Origin of the sequence: Arthrobacter sp. Rue61a (assembly GCF_000294695.2) — a bacterium.
In the GTDB taxonomy this organism is placed as follows: Bacteria; Actinomycetota; Actinomycetes; order Actinomycetales; family Micrococcaceae; genus Arthrobacter; species Arthrobacter aurescens_A.
In genome coordinates this window covers 3,514,798-3,533,264 of the sequence record NC_018531.1, presented here as the reverse complement: position 1 = coordinate 3,533,264, position 18,467 = coordinate 3,514,798, and the positions used below count along the sequence as shown (strand labels likewise).

The 18,467-nt window shown below is 62.4% G+C and carries 15 protein-coding genes; 8 read left to right on the top strand and 7 right to left on the bottom strand.

The window, feature by feature from the left end; genetic code table 11:
- The first annotated feature begins 55 nt into the window (after positions 1 to 55).
- Entirely contained in the window at positions 56 to 1,486 is a 1,431-nt protein-coding gene (locus ARUE_RS16105; RefSeq protein ID WP_043471414.1) for a gamma-aminobutyraldehyde dehydrogenase, read from the top strand.
- Between the two features lie 59 nt (positions 1,487 to 1,545).
- Positions 1,546 to 2,916 carry a 4-aminobutyrate--2-oxoglutarate transaminase gene (gene gabT, locus ARUE_RS16100; protein ID WP_014922461.1) on the top strand — a complete coding sequence of 457 codons (1,371 nt, stop codon included), beginning with the start codon at positions 1,546 to 1,548 and terminating at the stop codon, positions 2,914 to 2,916.
- 149 nt (positions 2,917 to 3,065) lie between these two features.
- Here the strand turns inward: gabT and ARUE_RS16095 are convergent, their stop codons facing one another.
- Both ARUE_RS16095 and rarD read right to left on the bottom strand, forming a co-directional pair.
- Positions 3,066 to 5,504, bottom strand: coding sequence for a polysaccharide lyase 8 family protein (locus ARUE_RS16095; protein WP_014922460.1), 2,439 nt, complete (start codon positions 5,502 to 5,504; stop codon positions 3,066 to 3,068).
- Between the two features lie 303 nt (positions 5,505 to 5,807).
- Complete coding sequence (gene rarD / locus ARUE_RS16090) at positions 5,808 to 6,893, bottom strand: EamA family transporter RarD (RefSeq protein ID WP_014922459.1); 1,086 nt, start codon at positions 6,891 to 6,893, stop codon at positions 5,808 to 5,810.
- A gap of 117 nt (positions 6,894 to 7,010) precedes the next feature.
- On the opposite strand from rarD, the gene ARUE_RS16085 reads away from it, so the two are divergent.
- The 6 genes from ARUE_RS16085 to ARUE_RS16060 all read left to right on the top strand — a co-directional run bounded on the left by ARUE_RS16085 (position 7,011) and on the right by ARUE_RS16060 (position 14,694).
- Positions 7,011 to 8,450, top strand: a complete 1,440-nt coding sequence (locus ARUE_RS16085) for an FAD-dependent oxidoreductase (RefSeq protein WP_043471409.1) — start codon at positions 7,011 to 7,013, stop codon at positions 8,448 to 8,450.
- Positions 8,451 to 8,537: 87 nt separating this feature from the next.
- Positions 8,538 to 9,881 carry a GAF domain-containing protein gene (locus ARUE_RS16080; protein WP_014922457.1) on the top strand — a complete coding sequence of 448 codons (1,344 nt, stop codon included), beginning with the start codon at positions 8,538 to 8,540 and terminating at the stop codon, positions 9,879 to 9,881.
- A gap of 96 nt (positions 9,882 to 9,977) precedes the next feature.
- Entirely contained in the window at positions 9,978 to 11,501 is a 1,524-nt protein-coding gene (gene exaC, locus ARUE_RS16075) for an acetaldehyde dehydrogenase ExaC (RefSeq protein ID WP_011775700.1), read from the top strand.
- Between the two features lie 34 nt (positions 11,502 to 11,535).
- A complete protein-coding gene (gene adhP / locus ARUE_RS16070) occupies positions 11,536 to 12,558 on the top strand; it encodes an alcohol dehydrogenase AdhP (protein WP_014922456.1) in 1,023 nt (340 codons plus the stop codon).
- Entirely contained in the window at positions 12,558 to 12,974 is a 417-nt protein-coding gene (locus ARUE_RS16065) for a DUF779 domain-containing protein (RefSeq protein ID WP_011775698.1), read from the top strand. Before adhP ends, ARUE_RS16065 begins: the two co-directional genes overlap by 1 nt.
- A gap of 166 nt (positions 12,975 to 13,140) precedes the next feature.
- Positions 13,141 to 14,694 carry an APC family permease gene (locus ARUE_RS16060; protein ID WP_011775697.1) on the top strand — a complete coding sequence of 518 codons (1,554 nt, stop codon included), beginning with the start codon at positions 13,141 to 13,143 and terminating at the stop codon, positions 14,692 to 14,694.
- Here ARUE_RS16060 and ARUE_RS24150 read toward each other — a convergent pair.
- The 5 genes from ARUE_RS24150 to ARUE_RS16040 all read right to left on the bottom strand — a co-directional run bounded on the left by ARUE_RS24150 (position 14,681) and on the right by ARUE_RS16040 (position 18,394).
- A complete protein-coding gene (locus tag ARUE_RS24150; protein WP_159101465.1) occupies positions 14,681 to 14,839 on the bottom strand; it encodes a hypothetical protein in 159 nt (52 codons plus the stop codon). The two genes, ARUE_RS16060 and ARUE_RS24150, sit on opposite strands and share 14 nt — an antisense overlap.
- An 8-nt stretch (positions 14,840 to 14,847) precedes the next feature.
- Complete coding sequence (locus ARUE_RS16055; protein WP_014922455.1) at positions 14,848 to 15,483, bottom strand: DUF2461 domain-containing protein; 636 nt, start codon at positions 15,481 to 15,483, stop codon at positions 14,848 to 14,850.
- Positions 15,484 to 15,613: 130 nt separating this feature from the next.
- Entirely contained in the window at positions 15,614 to 17,095 is a 1,482-nt protein-coding gene (locus ARUE_RS16050; protein ID WP_011775695.1) for a catalase, read from the bottom strand.
- A 15-nt stretch (positions 17,096 to 17,110) separates the two neighbouring features.
- Positions 17,111 to 17,587: a Fur family transcriptional regulator gene (locus ARUE_RS16045; RefSeq protein WP_011775694.1), complete on the bottom strand. Its 477-nt coding sequence runs from the start codon at positions 17,585 to 17,587 to the stop codon at positions 17,111 to 17,113.
- Between the two features lie 30 nt (positions 17,588 to 17,617).
- Positions 17,618 to 18,394 carry a hypothetical protein gene (locus ARUE_RS16040; protein ID WP_014922454.1) on the bottom strand — a complete coding sequence of 259 codons (777 nt, stop codon included), beginning with the start codon at positions 18,392 to 18,394 and terminating at the stop codon, positions 17,618 to 17,620.
- Positions 18,395 to 18,467: the final 73 nt, after the last annotated feature.

The following is an 18,467-nucleotide window of genomic DNA, read 5'->3' as shown; positions in this document are numbered from 1 at the left end:
CATAGGCTCTGATCAGCTAAATCCATGCCCAGACTCCGAAAGAGGGTTGCACACCGTGGTTCAAACCTTGCAGAACTTCATCAACGGCGAATTCGTTACGCCGGCAGGTACGGGTCTCCTGGACATCGTGAACCCCGCCACCGGGGAAATCGTTGCCAAGTCGCCCATTTCGGTGCAGGCCGATGTGGACGCCGCCATGACCGCGGCCAACCAGGCCTTCAAGTCGTGGAAAAAGGCCACCCCGGGCCAGCGCCAGCTGATGCTCCTCAAGCTCGCCGACGCCGTCGAGGCCAACAGCGACGAACTCGTGGAAGCCCAGCACCGCAACACCGGACAGGTCCGTTCCCTGATCGCCTCCGAGGAAGTTGCCGCGGGCGCCGACCAGCTCCGCTTCTTCGCCGGTGCAGCACGCATCATTGAAGGCAAGTCCGCCGGTGAATACTTCGAGGGCCACACATCCTACGTGCGCCGCGAACCGATCGGCGTCGTAGCCCAGGTTGCGCCGTGGAACTACCCGTTCCTCATGGCCATCTGGAAGATCGGCCCCGCCCTGGCAGCAGGCAACACCGTTGTCCTGAAGCCCTCTGACACCACCCCCGAATCCACCTTGGTCCTGGCCCGCCTTGCCGGCGAGATCTTCCCGGCCGGTGTCCTCAACGTTGTCCTCGGTACCGGCGAAACCGGCGCCATGATGGTTGACCACAAGGTTCCCGGCCTGGTTTCCATCACCGGCTCCGTCCGGGCAGGCATCGCCGTGGCCAGCGGTGCAGCCAAGGGCCTCAAGCGTGCACACCTGGAACTTGGCGGCAAGGCTCCGGCCATCGTCTTCAAGGACGCCGACATCAAGAAGAGCGCAGCGGCCATCGCCGAGTTCGCCTTCTTCAACGCCGGCCAGGACTGCACGGCCATCACCCGCGTGCTCATCGAGGACTCGGTCCACGACGACGTTGTGGCAGCCATGGTGGAGCACACCAAGACCCTGCAGACCGGTTCCCAGAACGACGAAGACAACTACTTCGGCCCGCTCAACAACGTGAACCACTTCAACGCCGTCACCTCCGTGGTGGAGAACCTCCCGGCGAACTGCAAGATCGAAACCGGTGGGCACCGCGCAGGCGAGAAGGGCTTCTTCTTCGAGCCCACCATCATCTCCGGCGCCAAGCAGAGCGACGACATTGTGCAGAAGGAAACCTTCGGTCCGGTCATCACCGTTCAGAAGTTCAGCACTGAAGAAGAAGCGCTCGAGCTGGCCAACGACGTCGAATACGCTTTGGCGTCCAGCGTCTGGACCACCGACCACGGCACGGCCATGCGCATGAGCCGCGACCTTGACTTCGGTGCGGTCTGGATCAACACCCACATCCTCCTGACGGCAGAGATGCCGCACGGTGGCTTCAAGCAGTCCGGCTACGGCAAGGACCTCTCCATGTACGGCGTCGAGGACTACACGCGCATCAAGCACGTGATGAGTGCATTGGATGCATAACTCAGTTGCATAACGCGTTCGCGTAACCCGTACGAATTTCCCAGAAAGGCAACCACCTCATGACCACCACCGCGAACGAACTCTCGTACCGCATCGAGCAGAAGCGCAACATCAACGGCGCCTTCCCCGGCCCCAAGTCGCAGGCACTGGCTGAGCGCCGCTCCGCCGTCGTTGCTGCCGGCGTCGCCTCGGGCGTCCCCGTCTACGTTGAAGACGCCGACGGCGGCATCATCCGCGACGTGGACGGCAACTCCTTCATCGACCTCGGCTCCGGCATTGCCGTGACCAGCGTCGGCGCGTCCGACCCCGCTGTCGTCGCCGCTGTCCAGGAAGCTGCTGCGCACTTCACGCACACCTGCTTCATGGTCACCCCGTACGAGGGCTATGTTGCAGTTGCCGAGCAGCTCAACCGCCTCACCCCGGGCGATCACGCCAAGCGCACCGTGCTGTTCAACTCCGGCGCTGAAGCCGTGGAGAACGCTGTCAAGGTTGCACGCCTGGCTACCGGCCGCGACGCCGTCGTAGCTTTCGACCACGCCTACCACGGCCGCACCAACCTGACCATGGCGCTGACTGCCAAGGCCATGCCGTACAAGACCAACTTCGGCCCGTTCGCGCCCGAGGTTTACCGCATGCCCATGAGCTACCCGTTCCGTGAAGAGAACCCGGAAATCACCGGTGCCGAGGCCGCCAAGCGTGCCATCACCATGATCGAGAAGCAGATCGGTGGCGACCAGGTTGCCGCGATCATCATCGAACCCATCCAGGGTGAGGGCGGCTTCATCGTTCCGGCCGAAGGCTTCCTCCCGGCACTGTCCGAGTGGGCCAAGGAGAAGGGCATCGTCTTCATCGCTGATGAGGTCCAGTCCGGCTTCTGCCGCACGGGCGAATGGTTCGCCGTTGACCACGAAGGTGTTGTCCCGGACATCATCACCATGGCCAAGGGCATCGCCGGCGGCCTGCCGCTGTCCGCAATCACCGGCCGCGCCGACCTGCTCGACGCCGTCCACCCGGGCGGCCTTGGCGGCACCTACGGTGGCAACCCGGTTGCTTGCGCAGCAGCACTCGCAGCGATCGACACCATGGAGCAGCACGACCTTAACGGCCGCGCCCGCCACATCGAAGAGCTCGCCCTGGGCAAGCTCCGCGAATTGGCAGCCGAGCTTTCCGCAGGCGGGGGTTCCGTGGTTGGCGACATCCGCGGCCGCGGCGCAATGCTGGCCATCGAGCTCGTTCAGCCCGGTTCCAAGGAACCGAACGCTGAGCTCACCAAGGCAGTTGCCGCCGCTTGCCTCCAGGAAGGCGTCATCATCCTGACCTGTGGCACCTACGGCAACGTGATCCGCCTGCTCCCGCCGCTGGTCATCAGCGACGAACTGCTCATCGATGGCCTCGAGGTCCTCGCCGCAGCCATCAAGGCCCACGCGTAACTCTCAACGCTGCAGACAAGGAGGGCCGGGTTCACTCGTGGACCCGGCCCTCCTTTTGTTTTCCGCTGAGTTCGCGGGAACCCATCGAATTCGCCGGAGGTTTCCCTGCGATCTGGCAGTTTTCCCGCGATCTCGACGGCGGAACGCCCCTAGGTGCCCAGCGTCAGGTTCTTTTGGTGGCCGTGTCCGTCAAGCTGGACCTCAAGGACCAGGGGATTGGCGCTGACGAGGGCAACTCCAGGAGCGGAGTCCACAAGCGTTGCCCACGAGCCGTCCACCGTAATGCGCACAGATGGCTGTGTCCGGGACGGATCAGCCACGGACAAGGTGAGTTTGTCCCCGGTCTGGTGCGCGGCCAAGGTACACGGCCCTGAGCTCGTGTATCCGCCCGCGGTACCGACTGCGAAGAAGTTGGCCATGACCAGCTTCTCCTTGGCTACCTCCACCATCTGGACCTCCGCCGAGTTGGCCAAGACCATCACGTCTGGGCTGGCGGACTGGGAGAACGTTGTTGAATGGCCGGCTGCCGGCAGGATCATGTACGCGTAGCCGGACCCCGCCGGATCTACGCCGTGGCGGTGCGTGACAGTCACATAGTCCCTTGTGGTCGCATCCGTGGTGCCGCCGGTATCTGCCCCTGAATTGATGTCGAACCAGCTGCCCGTGCGGCGGACCACCGAAACTTCAGCTGTCCCTGACACGCCTGGAGCGTCAAGGAAAACATAGCCCCCGTGCCCTTCAAGGTGCAGGGACCGCTTGAGCTGCACGGCCGCGTCCCCGGGTGCCATGCGGCGATTCCTGGAATCGGTCCGCAACGCAGGCACGGTTCCTGCCGCGAAGGATCTGTTCTCGACCGTTGTCAGGACTGCGGCGCCTCCCGTGCCGATGATTCCTGCGCCCAGGCAGACCACGGCGTCGTCCAGGAAGAACCACGACTTTCTTCCAGACAGTGTCTTGTTGTGGTTCAGATGGTCCATGCCAACAAGGCCCCAGCGACCATCGACGGTAAGCCCACCGGCGAAGGCTTGGAATGCGCGGGGGATGCCGGTTCCCGCGGCACCAGCCCCGCTGGCCCTGACCTGGTCAGTGACGGTAGTGCCAGGGAGAGCATAGGGATCCACGGTTGGCCAGAAGTCGGCACTGAACTGGGAGGGGTCCTGGCGGGTGTAGAGGAACGTCATGCCATCACCCTGGTACCAGCCCAGGTTGTTCTCGCTGTTGCCCCATTCGTAGCGGCCGATGCGCTTTGAGGAGAGGTTCACTGTGCAACCCCACTGAGGACGGTGGTGCACCAGGCGGTCTTGGTCGGCGAACATCCGGCTGTACACCGGCGCCGGGGCGGCAACCACGGCGGAATCGGAGAGAACCCCAAGGGACAGCAAGGACTTGGCCAGGCTCTGGGTTGGATGCCCCACGAGTTTTTGGTCCGCGCAGCGTTCCAGCCAGCCCTTGGCCAACGCCAAGAACCGGGAACGATACGGCTCCTCGCAGCCCGGCGCCAATAGCAGGACAGCTGAGATCAGCCCGAAGCCGCTGACATAGTCCGGTTCCCGCTGACGGGAGACGGCCCGGCCACGAATGGTGTCCATGATCCGCCCGTCCCACACGAACGGGGCGTAAGTGTCCTCCACCGCGTCCAGGAGTACAGTGCGCTTGGGGTCGTTGATCGCCCAGCTGCTCCCTCCGAGCATGGCGATGATCTCAGCGATGCCTGCTAAAGCCACCACGCCGTAAGTGCCCGCGTAGGGGAGGTATGAGTGCTGAACGTAGGAGCCGTCGGCGTAGAAACCGTCACCACTGCTCACGTAGGTGAAAACGCTGTTGGTCCCGCCGCGGACGGTGTCGCTCAGGGCGTCCCTGCCCAAGGCAATGTCACCAACATTGTTGTCCAGGATGCCCCGCATGCAGCACGCCAGGGACTTATCCACCCGGTTGGCCCCGGTCTCTGCAAGGGATGTAGCACGGCCACGCCAGTTCGGATTGGGAGCGAACCAGCGGACAGCTGCCAACAAGGACGTCCGCAGGGCTTCGGGAACTTCAGCATGCAGGAGTGTCAGGATGTCCACGGTCTTGCGGGGGACGCCGATCTCCCAGAACCACCAGTTGCCCGCCGCCTTGGTGGAAGGCTTATACGCCGTGCTGCTCAGAAGTTGCAGGCCCGCCACAATGTCAGCCGCCAGTGCAGGATTGCCCGCAAAGGGATTGCCCGGTACTGCATATCCAAGCGCCATGTCGTAGAGCCGGTTGAAGTGGAGGCCCATGTTTCCGGTAGCGGCCGTGGACTGTCCGATGCCCGTCAGCGGAATATCGCTCCACAATGACGTCCTGGCCGTGGTCTTATCCATGGACGTCCACCATTTCTCGGCGGTCTTGCCCATTCCCTCAAGCTGGGCCGCCAGTTCCGGTATGTCCGCGGCGCTCCGGCCCCCGGTGAGAACCAACCGCCGTCGATCTATCAGTTCCTGCAAGCTGGCGTCGGTCGAGGCAAAGGATGGTCCTGCTTGGGAAAGCAGGACTCCGGCAAGGGCGGCAGCCCCTGTCGTGCGGAAAAGGGTCCTGCGGCTCATGGTGGGTCCAGTGAAGTTCAAAACTGCTCCGTTCGTGCAACCCAACTGGCTGGCAGTAGTGGTTGTTCCCAGCGCTGGGAACAACCACTACTGCCAGTTACTTGGGTGGCAGGGGGTGGGGGGACGAGATTGCGGTGAAAGTTTCCGCAACCTTATGTCCGCTTCCAGGACCCCTCAACAGAAATGAACAAAACTGCTCAGGCGTAGTTGGAGCAGCCTTCACGCCGAATTCGCGGGAAGGCTGCCAAACCGCAGGGATAGTTTGGGCGTCCTCGCAGCTTTCCCGCGCCCCCGCACCTCTCCCGCGATTTCGAAGGGCCAGGCCTAGGCGCCGGCAGCTGCCAGGCGCGCCTTCTTCTTCATCACGGAGTTCTTCCGGGTGGTGCGAAGCATGTCGATGGTCAGCAACACCAGTGCCAACCACACCACGCAGAAGCCGATCCAACGGGCAGTGGTCATGGTCTCGTTGAACACCGTCAAGGCCACGATGAACTGAAGGACCGGCGCGAAGTACTGCAGCAAGCCGATGGTGGTCATGGGAAGGCGGCGGGCTGAGGCGCCAAAGAACAGCAGTGGTACAGCAGTAATGACACCGGAGGCCACCAGCAGCCAGAAGTGTCCTGCGCCCAGGGTGGTGAGAGTCTGGACGCCTGTCACTCCGAGGACCACCATGGTGATGCCGGCGAAGGGAGCCAAGACCACGGTCTCGACGCTGAGGCTGGTGAGGGCGTCAACCTTGGGACCCACACGCTTTTTCACGAAGCCGTACAGTCCGAAGCTGAACGCAAGGATCAGGGCGATCCACGGGAGTTGACCGTAGGAGAACGTCAGCACACCTACAGCAACGAAGCCAATGCCCACAGCTGCCCACTGCAGGGGACGCAGCTTCTCCTTCAGGACGAAAACGCCGAGCAACACCGAAACCAACGGGTTGATGAAGTAACCCAGGGACGTCTCAACCGCATGGCCCGTGGTGACGCCGAAAGTGTACGTGAGCCAGTTGATGGCGATCAGGACCGCAGCCAAAGCGAGGGGACCGAACACCGAACGATCCTTCACCGCCGCCCACAATGTCTTCCAGGCCCGCGTGACCGTGATGAGCAGCGCACAGAAGAGCAAGGACCAGACGATGCGGTTGGCCACAATTTCCATGGCACTGGCGGGCATCAGGACGAAGAAGTACAACGGAAGCAGGCCCCACAGACCGTAGGCGCCGATGCCGAACAGGATTCCCGCCGTCGACTCGCTCCTCACGGGCTTGCCGCCGGCCTTACCGGAACCGCCGGTACCTCCACCGCCGCCCCCGGCTGTCGCCGTCGTTGGCTGGCTTGAAGCGGGAGAGTTAGCAGTGATCTGTTCCGGTGTCGACACATTGTCGCCAACGCCGCTTGAGCCCGCAATATTCCGCAATCTTTATCAATTTCTGTGACTCCTGCCATATAGGCAGCTGGGCGCAGGGTGGACATTTAGAATTGGAATCTGCGCGCCCCAACAATGGCGTGGCTCACTGCTTCGGAAGGGCTAACGGTGTCCAACTCAGCCGCAACAACCCCCAATCGTCCGCTTCGCGTTGCAATCGTTGGCGCGGGACCTGCAGGCGTCTACGCCGCGGACATCCTGACCAAATCCAACGAGGTCAAAGACGGACACGTGGAGGTAAGCATCGATCTCTTCGAGGCATATCCGGCGCCATACGGCCTGATCCGCTACGGCGTGGCGCCGGATCACCCACGGATCAAGGGCATCGTGAACGCGCTGCACAAGGTTTTGGACCGCGGCGATATCCGCTTCCTGGGCAACGTGACCTACGGCAAGGACCTCACGCTCCACGATTTCCGCGCTTTCTATGATGCCGTGATCTTCTCCACGGGTGCCATCAAAGACGCAGACCTGAGGATCCCCGGCGTCGAACTGGAGGGTTCCTTCGGGGGAGCCGACTTCGTTTCCTGGTACGACGGGCACCCGGACGTCCCCCGTGACTGGCCACTGGATGCCAAGGAAATCGCCGTGATCGGCAACGGCAACGTGGCCCTGGACGTCGCCCGGATGCTGGTCAAACACCCCGAGGAACTCTTGGTCACGGAGATTCCGGACAACGTTTTCGCGGGGCTGAAAAAGTCCCCGGTCACCGACGTCCACGTCTTCGGCCGCCGCGGCCCGGCCCAGGTGAAGTTCACCCCGTTGGAGTTGCGCGAGTTGTCCCACTGCAAGGACGTTGACATCGTCCTGTACCCGGAGGACTTCGAGTTCGACGACGCTTCGGATGAAGCCATCAAGACAAATAACCAGATCAAGACCATGGTCAACACCATGACCAACTGGCTGGTGGAGGAGCATGCGGAGTCGGAGCAGCCCTCGTCACGGCGCCTGCACCTGCACTTCCTGCACAGTCCCGTGGAGATCCTCGACTCGCCTGAGACTCCCGGCAAGGTCTCAGGCATCAAGTTTGAGCGCATGCAGTTGGACGGAACGGGCAACGTGAAGGGCACCGGAGAGTTCATCGAATATCCGGTCCAATCCGTGTACCGCGCCATCGGCTACCACGGTTCCCCGCTGGAGGAACTGGAATACGATGCTCGCCGCGGTGTCATACCGAACGACGGCGGTCGCGTCCTGGATGCCGACGGCAAACCCGTGCCGGGAATCTACGCCACGGGCTGGATCAAGCGCGGACCCGTGGGGCTGATCGGCCACACCAAGGGCGATGCTTTGGAGACCATAGGCTTCCTCCTCGAAGACCGACTCAATCTGCCCCCGGCGGAGAACCCGGACCCGCAGGCGATCATCGACCTCCTCGAAGAACGCGGGGTGGAATACACCACGTGGGAGGGCTGGAACAGGCTCGATGCCCACGAGGCTGCCCTGGGTACTGCCTGGACCTCCAGCGACGGTAACGGCAATGGTGTGGTCCGCGAGCGCATCAAGGTTGTTCCGCGAAAGGAAATGATCCGGATCTCCCGCGGCTGACAATCTCCTCAACGCGAACTAGACTGCAGGGTACTGTGCCGCCCATCACATGCCGCCCACCACATGCGCAGGACGCCAGGGAGTTCGATGAGGAATCCAATCCATCCGCCGGTTCCAGGCAGCGATGCCGCGGAGCTGCTGCAGAAGCATGCCCTGGTTGGCCACGAACGGCTGGACTCCCTGCGTCTTGGGGCACCGGAGGACATGGTCGGATTACGAAGCTTGGTCCGTGAATCCTGGCAACGCTCGGCAAGCCTGCAGGCCAACCCAGATGTCGCCGAGGCGCCGCTTGCGATGGACCGGGATGAGCTGGAGGAGTACCGCAGGCAGCACCCTTTGGCCACCATCATGCCGGTTATTAAGAAACTCCTGGTTCAGCCCAGCCACGACAGTGGTCTGTTGGTGGCAGTGGGCGACGACGTCGGACGGCTCCTGTGGGTGGACGGCGATCCTGTGATGCAACGGCGCGCTGAAGGCATGATGTTCGTGGCCGGTGCTGACTGGTCCGAGGCTTCCGTGGGTACCAGCGCACCCGGTACCGCCTTGGCTCTTGACCGGAGCATCCAGATCTCCGGCGCCGAACACTTCAAACGGTCCGTCCACCCATGGAGTTGCACGGCGGTTCCCTTCCACGACCCCGATTCCGGTGCGGTGCTGGGCGTCGTGGACATCACCGGCACGGAAACAGCCGTTGCCCCGCACACCCTTTCCCTGGTGGAGGCAACCGTTGCGGCCGCGCAGGCACAGTTGCGGATCGAGCGTCTTCAGCTTGCCGCAGCGGTCAGGGACAAGCCTCGACGCCGGAGCGCGGCTGCCGCCTCCAGCCACGCGCTGTACCGGAACAGTCTCCAACTGTTGGGCCGCGACCAAGCCCTGCTCAGCATCGAGGGCCGGACGGTTTCCCTGTCTGCCAGGCACAGCGAGATCCTGGCGATCCTCAGCAGCCATCCCGCCGGGCTGAGTGCTGATGACTTGTGCGCCCAGCTGTATCCGGGCGACGGTTCTGCCGTCACCCTCCGCGCGGAGATGGTGCGGCTCCGCAAGGTCATCCACGAGCTCAGCCCGGACGCGGTCCCCGGGTCCCGTCCGTACCGCCTGCCGGTTGAGCTCTTGTCCGATTCCGGCCAGGTGCTTAGCTGCCTTCAGCGCGGCGCCCACCGTATCGCCTTGGAAATCTACAAAGGTGCGCTCTTGCCACGTTCGGAGGCGCCCGGCGTCGTGCAGTTGCGCGAGCGCGTCTCTCACCTGCTGCGCGAGGCACTGCTTAGCGACGGCAGCGTTGATTCGCTCCTCAAGTACGCTGAGCTGCCCGAGGCGAAGTACGACGTCGACCTCCGCCTTGCGCTCCTGAAGCTGCTGCCGCCTCGCTCACCCAAGCGCGCCGCCGTCGTGGCAGACCTTGAGCGGATCGAAACGGAACTGAAAGCGTGAGCTGACTCACATGGTTGCAACGTAGCTGCAACCTCCCCGCTCCTAGGCTCGGATCAATGGCGACAGCCACCGTGATTCGCAGCAAAGGAGCTAGCAATGACTGTTTACGCACAGCCGGGTGCCGAGGGTTCGAAGGTCACGTTCAAGGACCGTTACGAGAATTGGATCGGCGGCGAATGGGTTGCCCCGGTCAAGGGTGCCTACTTCGAGAACATCACCCCCGTTACGGGCAAGGCTTTCTGCGAAGTTGCCCGCGGCACTTCCGAGGACATCGAGCTGGCCCTGGACGCCGCCCACAAGGTTGCACCATCATGGGGCAAGACGTCGGCCACGGAACGCGCAGCCATCCTGAACAAGATCGCCGACCGTATTGACGAGAATGTTGAGCTCCTCGCGGTCGCTGAAACGTGGGACAACGGCAAGCCCGTCCGTGAAACCCTCAACGCCGACATCCCGTTGGCCGCAGACCACTTCCGCTACTTCGCCTCCGCCGTTCGTGCGCAGGAAGGCCACCTCTCCCAGCTGGACGAGGACACCACGGCCTACCACTTCAAGGAGCCGCTGGGCGTTGTCGGCCAGATCATCCCATGGAACTTCCCCATCCTCATGGCCGTGTGGAAGCTGGCTCCGGCGCTCGCGGCCGGCAATGCCGTGGTGCTCAAGCCCGCAGAGCAGACGCCCACGTCCATCCTGGTCCTCATGGAACTCATCGGCGATCTCCTGCCGGCAGGCGTGGTGAACGTCGTCAACGGCTTCGGTGTGGAGGCCGGCAAGCCGCTCGCGTCCAGCTCACGCATCCGCAAGATCGCGTTCACAGGTGAGACCACTACGGGCCGGCTGATCAGCCAGTACGCGTCCAACAACCTCATTCCCGTCACCCTTGAACTTGGCGGCAAGAGCCCCAACATCTTCTTCGACGACGTCGCCGCCCAGAACGATGCCTTCTACGACAAAGCCCAGGAAGGGTTCACGCTCTTTGCTTTCAACCAGGGCGAAGTCTGCACGTGCCCGTCCCGCGCCTTGGTCCAGGAAGGCATCTACGACTCCTTCATGACGGACGTCGTGGCCCGAACCAACAAGATCATCCAGGGAAACCCGTTGGACACTGACACCCAGGTTGGCGCCCAGGCTTCGAATGACCAGCTGGAGAAGATCCTGTCCTACATCGACATCGGAAAGCAGGAAGGCGCCAAGGTGCTCACCGGCGGTGCCCGGGCTGAGCTTTCCGGTGACCTGGCTGGCGGCTACTACGTACAGCCCACCATCTTCGAAGGCCATAACCGGATGCGGATCTTCCAGGAGGAGATCTTCGGCCCGGTAGTGTCCGTGACCAAGTTCAGCGACTACAACGACGCCATCGGAATCGCCAACGACACCCTTTACGGGCTCGGCGCCGGAGTTTGGTCTCGCAATGGAAATGTCGCCTACCGCGCAGGCCGGGAAATCCAGGCCGGCCGCGTGTGGGTCAACAATTACCACGCCTACCCGGCCGGTGCCGCCTTTGGTGGCTACAAGTCCTCAGGTATTGGCCGTGAGAACCACGCCATGATGCTGGACCACTACCAGCAGACCAAGAACCTCCTGGTCAGCTACAACGAGAACAAGCTCGGCTTCTTCTAAACCCGTCCTGTTCATCGATCAAAGGAGATCGTCAATGTCCACAACCATGCAAGCTGCAGTAGTTACGGAATTCGGAACCGACCTTACGGTCAAGGAAGTGGAAAGGCCGACGCCGGGTCCCGGCCAGGCGCTGGTCCGCCTCATCACCTCCGGGGTATGTCATACCGACCTCCATGCCGCCGAAGGCGACTGGCCGGTCAAGCCCACGCCGCCTTTCATTCCCGGACACGAAGGTGTCGGTGAAGTGGTCGCCCTCGGTGAGGGCGTCACGGACGTTGCCGTGGGCGATCTTGTGGGAAACGCCTGGCTGTGGTCCGCCTGCGGAGACTGCCAGTACTGCCGTACTGGTTGGGAAACCCTGTGCGAGTCTCAGCAGAACGGTGGTTACAGCGTTGACGGCTCGTTCGGCGAGTACATGCTGGTTGACACGCGCTTTGCTGCCCGCATCCCGGAAGGCTCGGACCCGGTGGAAGTCGCGCCGGTTCTGTGTGCCGGGGTCACGGTCTACAAGGGACTGAAGATGACCGAGGCCAGGCCCGGTCAGTGGGTCACGATCTCCGGCATCGGGGGACTGGGGCACATCGCCGTGCAGTATGCCGTGGCAATGGGTCTGCGCGTGGCGGCAGTGGACATTGCCGACGACAAGCTGGCGTTGGCCAAGGAACACGGCGCGGAACTGACGGTCAACGCCTTGCATGAGGACCCGGCGGAGGTCATCCAACATGAAACAGGCGGCTGCCACGGTGTATTGGTGACCGCTGTCCACCCCTCGGCTTTCGGGCAGGCGATCGGCATGGCGCGCCGCGGCGGAACCATCGTGTTCAACGGTTTGCCCCCGGGAGACTTTCCCGCGCCGATTTTCGAGATCGTCCTCAAGGGCCTTACGGTCCGCGGCTCGATCGTGGGAACGCGGCAGGACCTCGAGGAAGCACTGGAGTTCTACGCCCAGGGAAAGATCAAGCCGACGGTCTCCACCCGTGAGCTCTCCGAAGTCAACGCGGTCCTTGACGAGATGAAGCACGCCAAGATCGACGGCCGAGTGGTCCTGAAGTTCTGATGAACAACATCAGCCTGGAAGCCGCGGTGACGCTGCCCGGGGAAGATTTTTCCCGTGTGGCGCTCACCGCGGTGTCCGTGGAACTTCTTCGAAAGCTCTGGGATCAGCACGGGCCGCTCATGTTCCACCAGTCCGGTGGTTGCTGCGATGGCTCCGCACCCATGTGCTACCCGGCGGGGGAGTTCCTGACCGGTGACTCCGATGTCCTCCTGGGCCGCTTCGATATCGGAGCCGGAGTACAGCCGCAGCCCTTGGAGTTCTGGATGTCCAAGGAACAATTCAACTACTGGTCCCACACCCACCTCACCATTGATGTGGTTCCCGGCAGGGGCAGTGGCTTCTCGGTTGAGTCGCCGGAAGGGAAGCGTTTCCTGATCCGATCCACACTTATGGACTGGGACGTTCCGAGCAATTAGGTGGTTGGGCTGGTGTGATGGAGACTACTCGCATTCGTCACACCAGTCACAGCCGTAACGGGGATCAGGGACTCGTCTCACTATCTGGGATAAATATGGCCGTCCATTGGCCGGACACTATTCTTGATGAGTCCTATACCACTCCCATCCAGAATGTGGCATTTTTATGAACATTTTCAGGACCAAGTCGATCGAGCAGTCGATCGCCGATGCCGACGAACCCGGTCGCAAGCTCAAACGTAGCCTGAGCACCTGGGACCTCATGATCATGGGCGTCGCCGTTGCTGTCGGTGCCGGGATCTTCTCCGTGGGTGCCAAGGCTGCTGCAAACTTTGCCGGCCCCGCCGTCACCATCTCCTTTGCCATCGCCGCTGTCACATGTGCGCTGGCCATCATGTGCTACGCCGAATTCGCCACGGCGATCCCCGTGGCAGGCTCCGCCTACGTGTTCACGTACGCCACCATGGGCGAGGTCCTGGCATGGATCATCGGCTGGAACCTCATCCTTGAACTTTTCACCGCCGCAGCCGTGATCGCCAAGTACTGGGGCATCTACCTCAGTACGGTCTTCGGCTTGATGGGCGTTGAAATGCCGCCGTCAGTCAGTGTGTTCGGCATTGACCTCTACTGGGGCGCTTTCCTGATCGTCGCGATCTTCACCGTGCTGCTGGTGCTGGGGACAAAGTTGTCCGCCCGCGTCGGTAACGTCTTCACGCTGATCAAGATCGGCGTGGTTCTGTTCGTGATTGTTGTTGGCTTCAGCTACGTGAAGTTCTCCAACTACACCCCCTTCATTCCTGCCTCTGAGCCCACCGACTCCGGTGCTGCCGACGTCATGAAGCAGTCCTTCTTCGGCTTCCTGACCGGGGCTGCCCCGGCCCAGTACGGCACCTTGGGTGTCTTCGCTGGTGCCGCCCTGGTGTTCTTCGCCTTCATTGGCTTCGATGTGGTGGCAACGTCCGCCGAAGAGGTCAAGAACCCGCAGAAGACCCTGCCCCGCGGCATCTTCGGTGGCCTGGCCTTGGTTACCTTGCTCTACATCCTGGTCTCCCTCGCGCTGACCGGCATGGTGTCCTACACTCAGCTGGCCGAGGTCAAGAACCCCACGCTGACCACAGCTTTTGAAGCCGTGGGCAACACTGACGCCGCGAAGGTCATTGCCTTCGGTTCTTTGGTTGGTTTGACCACCGTGATCATGGTGCTCCTCATGGGGCTGTCCCGCGTGGTCCTGGCCATGAGCCGTGATGGGCTGCTCCCACGCTCGCTCTCCAAGACCAGTGAGAAGCGTTCCACCCCGGCCCGGCTCCAGATCATCTGCGGTGCGGCAGTGGCCGTAGTTGCCGGCGTCACCAAGGTGGATCTTCTCGAGGAAATGATCAACATCGGAACGCTGTCCGCGTTCGTGATGGTGAGCCTTGGCATCTTGGTTCTCCGCAAGAAGCGCCCGGACCTCAAGCCTGCTTTCCGTGTCCCGTTCGGCAAGGTCCTGCCGTGGGTCTCCGCAGTCCTCTGCTTCTACCTCATGACCAACCTGGCTGTGGAAACTTGGATCTTCTTCGCGATCTGGCTTGTCATCGGCATGGTCATCTACTTCTCCTACGGCCAGCGCCACTCACGGCTTAACGAGAAGTTCGCCGCTGCGAGGGCCTCCGTCAATGGCGGCACCACGAGCACGCAGCCCAGGGGCGACGAGGACGAAGACACGTTCACCAAGGTGTAGACAATGTGAGCAGCTTGTCAGACAGCTGCACAATATTGCTGTATCGGCGCCCGGGAACCATCGGTTTCCGGGCGCTTTTGCGTGTTCGCACCAGCACCAGCACCAGCACCAGCACCAGCACCAGCACCACCGCCTGCGCCGGCATGAGCCCGGCTAAGGCGCCGCATGGTCACTGACCCACCCAACCAGTGGCCTTAGCACCTCCCACCTGGCAGCGATCCGGTCCTTGGCTGCAGGCGTGGACAACCAGTCAGGCTGGCCCACCTCAACGCCCGCGGACAAGGATTTGTGCTTGAGCAGCTCAGCGCGCGGATGGTCTTGGTCGAAACCACGCGGAACGGTCTTGAGCTTCTCGCCCTCAATAGCGAACCCTTCGGCAGCGACAGCTTCAACAATCTTCTGCAACTCCAATCCACTGTCAGGAGCATCCACTGCGGCCCGGAAACGTGCCAGCTGGGCGGGGGTGTGGGAGTGGTATCCGCCACCAATCAGAAGGCCGTCGGCACTGATTTGGAGGTAGTAGCCAACACCCTCCTGGCTGGCGGCGAAGGCGCCTTGCGCTGTTTTGTAGGGTGACTTGTCTTGGGAGAAACGGATGTCCCTGTTGGGCCGGAAGATCTTCGCCGGCCCGAACTGCGGTTCCAGCTCCGAAAGGAGAGCTGCAAGCGGTTCCTTTACCTCGGCGTCGTACGTTGTTTTGTGCTCCAGCCACCACTCCCGGTTGTTGTTGTCTTCAAGCTCTGCGTAGAAACGGAATGCGGCAGTAGGAATGCCCTCGAATGTGCTCATAGAAGGATCCTAGGGACGGCGATACAGGCTCAGCCATAGCCGAGGAGGGCTATGTGGAAAACAAAAGGAACACCCCGCCGCGGAGAAGCCGCAACGGGGTGTTCCTGGAAATGCAGTGAATCAATGACGCTTAGAGCTTGTTGGCTGCTTCGGCGTCGGACTCGGTCTGGCCTGCACCGAGGTTGGCGCGGAGCTTGGCGCCGAGCTCGGAGTCAACGTTGGTCCAGTACTGGATGGCGCGTTCCTTGATGTCGGCGTTCTTCACGCCGCCAACGGCACCGGTGATGGTGTCCAGGAGGCGTGCCTTGGCGGCGTCATCGTAAACCTCGCGGTACAGGGTACCGGCCTGGCCGAAGTCGTCGTCCTGAGCGTGCAGGGTGTGGGCGGAGAGGGTGAGCTCGCCGTCGTTTTCCCAGCCACCGGCCGGTGAGGTGGGCTCAACAGCAGCCGGGCCACCTACCGAGTTCGGTGCGTAGACCGGGGTGGAGGGGGAGTTGAACAGGTAACGACCCTGGCCGTCCTGGCTGTAGTTGTTGACCTGGTTCTTAGGCTGGTTCACCGGGATCTGTGCGTGGTTGGTGCCCACGCGGTAGCGGTGTGCATCTGCGTAGGAGAAGATGCGGGCCTGCAGCATCTTGTCCGGGGAAGCGGCGATGCCCGGTACGAAGTTCGACGGCGCGAAGGTGGCCTGCTCGATCTGCGCGAAGTAGTTCTCCGGGTTCTTGTTCAGCTCCATGGTGCCCACGTGGATCAGCGGGTAGTCCCCGTGCGGCCAGACCTTGGTGAGGTCGAACGGGTTGAAGCGGTACGTCTTGGCGTCCTCGTAGGGCATGACCTGGACGTGCAGTTCCCAGGAGGGGAAGTTGCCATCGGCAATGTTCTCCTGGAGGTCGCGGATGTAGAAGTCCGCGTCCGAGCCGGCAAGCTGCTCAGCCTGGTCACCGGTGATGGTCTTGACGCCCTGGTTGGACTTGAAGTGGTACTTGACCCAGAAGCGCTCACCGGCGGCGTTGATCCACTGGTAGGTGTGCGAGCCGTAGCCCTGCATTTCACGCCAGGAGGCCGGGAGGCCGCGATCGCCCATGAGCCAGGTGACTTGGTGAGCGGATTCGGGGGAGAGGGTCCAGAAGTCCCACTGCATGTCAGCGTCACGCAGGTGGCTGCCCGGGAGGCGCTTCTGGGAGTGGATGAAGTCCGGGAACTTGATGCCGTCACGGATGAAGAAGACGGGCGTGTTGTTGCCAACGAGGTCGTAGTTGCCCTCGGAGGTGTAGAACTTCACGGCGAAACCGCGGGGGTCGCGCCAGGTGTCGGGAGAACCGTTCTCGCCTGCGACGGAAGAGAAACGGATCAGCATGTCCGTCTCAACGCCCGGCTGCAGGAAGGCTGCCTTGGTGTAAGCCGAAACGTCCGAGGTGGTCTTGAACGTACCGAATGCGCCGCCGCCCTTGGCGTGCACTACACGCTCCGGAACCCGCTCGCGGTTGAACTGCGCAAGCTTTTCCACCAGGTAGTGGTCGGTGAGGATGATGGCACCGTCAGCGCCGACGGACTTCGAGTGCGCGTCGGAGGTAACGGGGGCACCTGACTGAGTTGTTGAAATGGCAGTCATTGTTCTCCTTTTTTCTTATTTCTGAGTTACGGAAGTTACGGGAAGCTGTTGTTTGGACTGGCAGTCCTGGCAGATGCCCTGGTAAAGGACGTCCGCGATCTGGATGGTCATGGGCTTGGAATTCTCATCCCAGTGCGGCGTGAGGCACGGTGCGTGTCCCACGGCGCAATCCACGTCCTCCACCTTGCCGCAGCTGATACAGACGGCGTGATGGTGGTTGTCACCCACCCGGGTTTCGTACAGCGCCGGGGAGTGCGGGGGTTCGAATCGGCGCAACATCTGCAGGTCCGTGAGGTCGCTGAGCACTACATAAACGGACTGCGCCGTCAGTTCAGGAAGCTCTTTGCGGGCAGCGGCAAGAATGCCTTCTGCCGGAGAGTGCGGATGGTGCTGGACTGCGGCGAGCACTGCCAGCCGCTGTTTGGTCACACGCCGGCCATGGGCATGCAGGGCAGCTGCCCATTCTGCTTGCTCGGTGGTGTGATCTGTCATGCATTCATTGAAACACTTATTTTGAGGAGTTCACAATAAGGCAAGGCTAACTTCTGGTGAACGGAGCAGATCCTCCATGGGATTTACGTCCTCGGCGGCAGAACGGCCCAAGGCATGGACCCGCAGCGGGGTGCCTGTTGTCTCCGATTCAAGGGCCACGCAGCTGAATCCACTGAGACCGCCAGTCATGGGGAGCCCTGCCAGAACCGACCCCATCGCCAGCAGCTCCGCCGGCAGGATGTCACGAACGGACGCCACAGACCGGACAGGTTCGATCACCGTATGACGCGGTCCCGTTTCAACTGCCCGCACCAACGGACCAACGTCAGAAGAGGGCTCGACGGCGGTGCGCGCCCCGGGTAGGGAACTCACGGCGGCCTCGGGCCGGCGCCGTTGCAGCGCCTCACGGATCGCTGCATCGGTAGCTTCCAGATCGTGGTCCGGCTCCCCAATACGGCGGTGGGCAGGCAGCGACAACTGGAGTCCCGGCGTCGTGGTTTCTCCGTCCCAGCGCCCGAAGAAGTGGAACGTAGGTGTTGAGGACTCGGCCACTGGTTCGCCAATGGCGGAGCCCAGTGGGTGCCAGCGGTGGGCAAACATCACGGCGCAGCGGGTTGAACCCAGGACGTCGTGGAGCGCGGCGCGCACAAGGTTGTGGCAGAAAAGCCAGTCGGACGCCGAAGCTTGTGCGAATTCCGTGGACGGGTCGGACAGCCTGATCAGGATGTGCCCGGCCGTGAGGGGATGACGTGGCCGTGCGATTTCCCAAAACCCCGAACGGTACAGCAAGCGACGCTCCAAGCCCATGTCAACTCCTTCCCCGGGGTGAGCCTACCAAGCCGTAGTCGCACGTAGCGAGGTTGCGGGAGGTTGCTGCAAT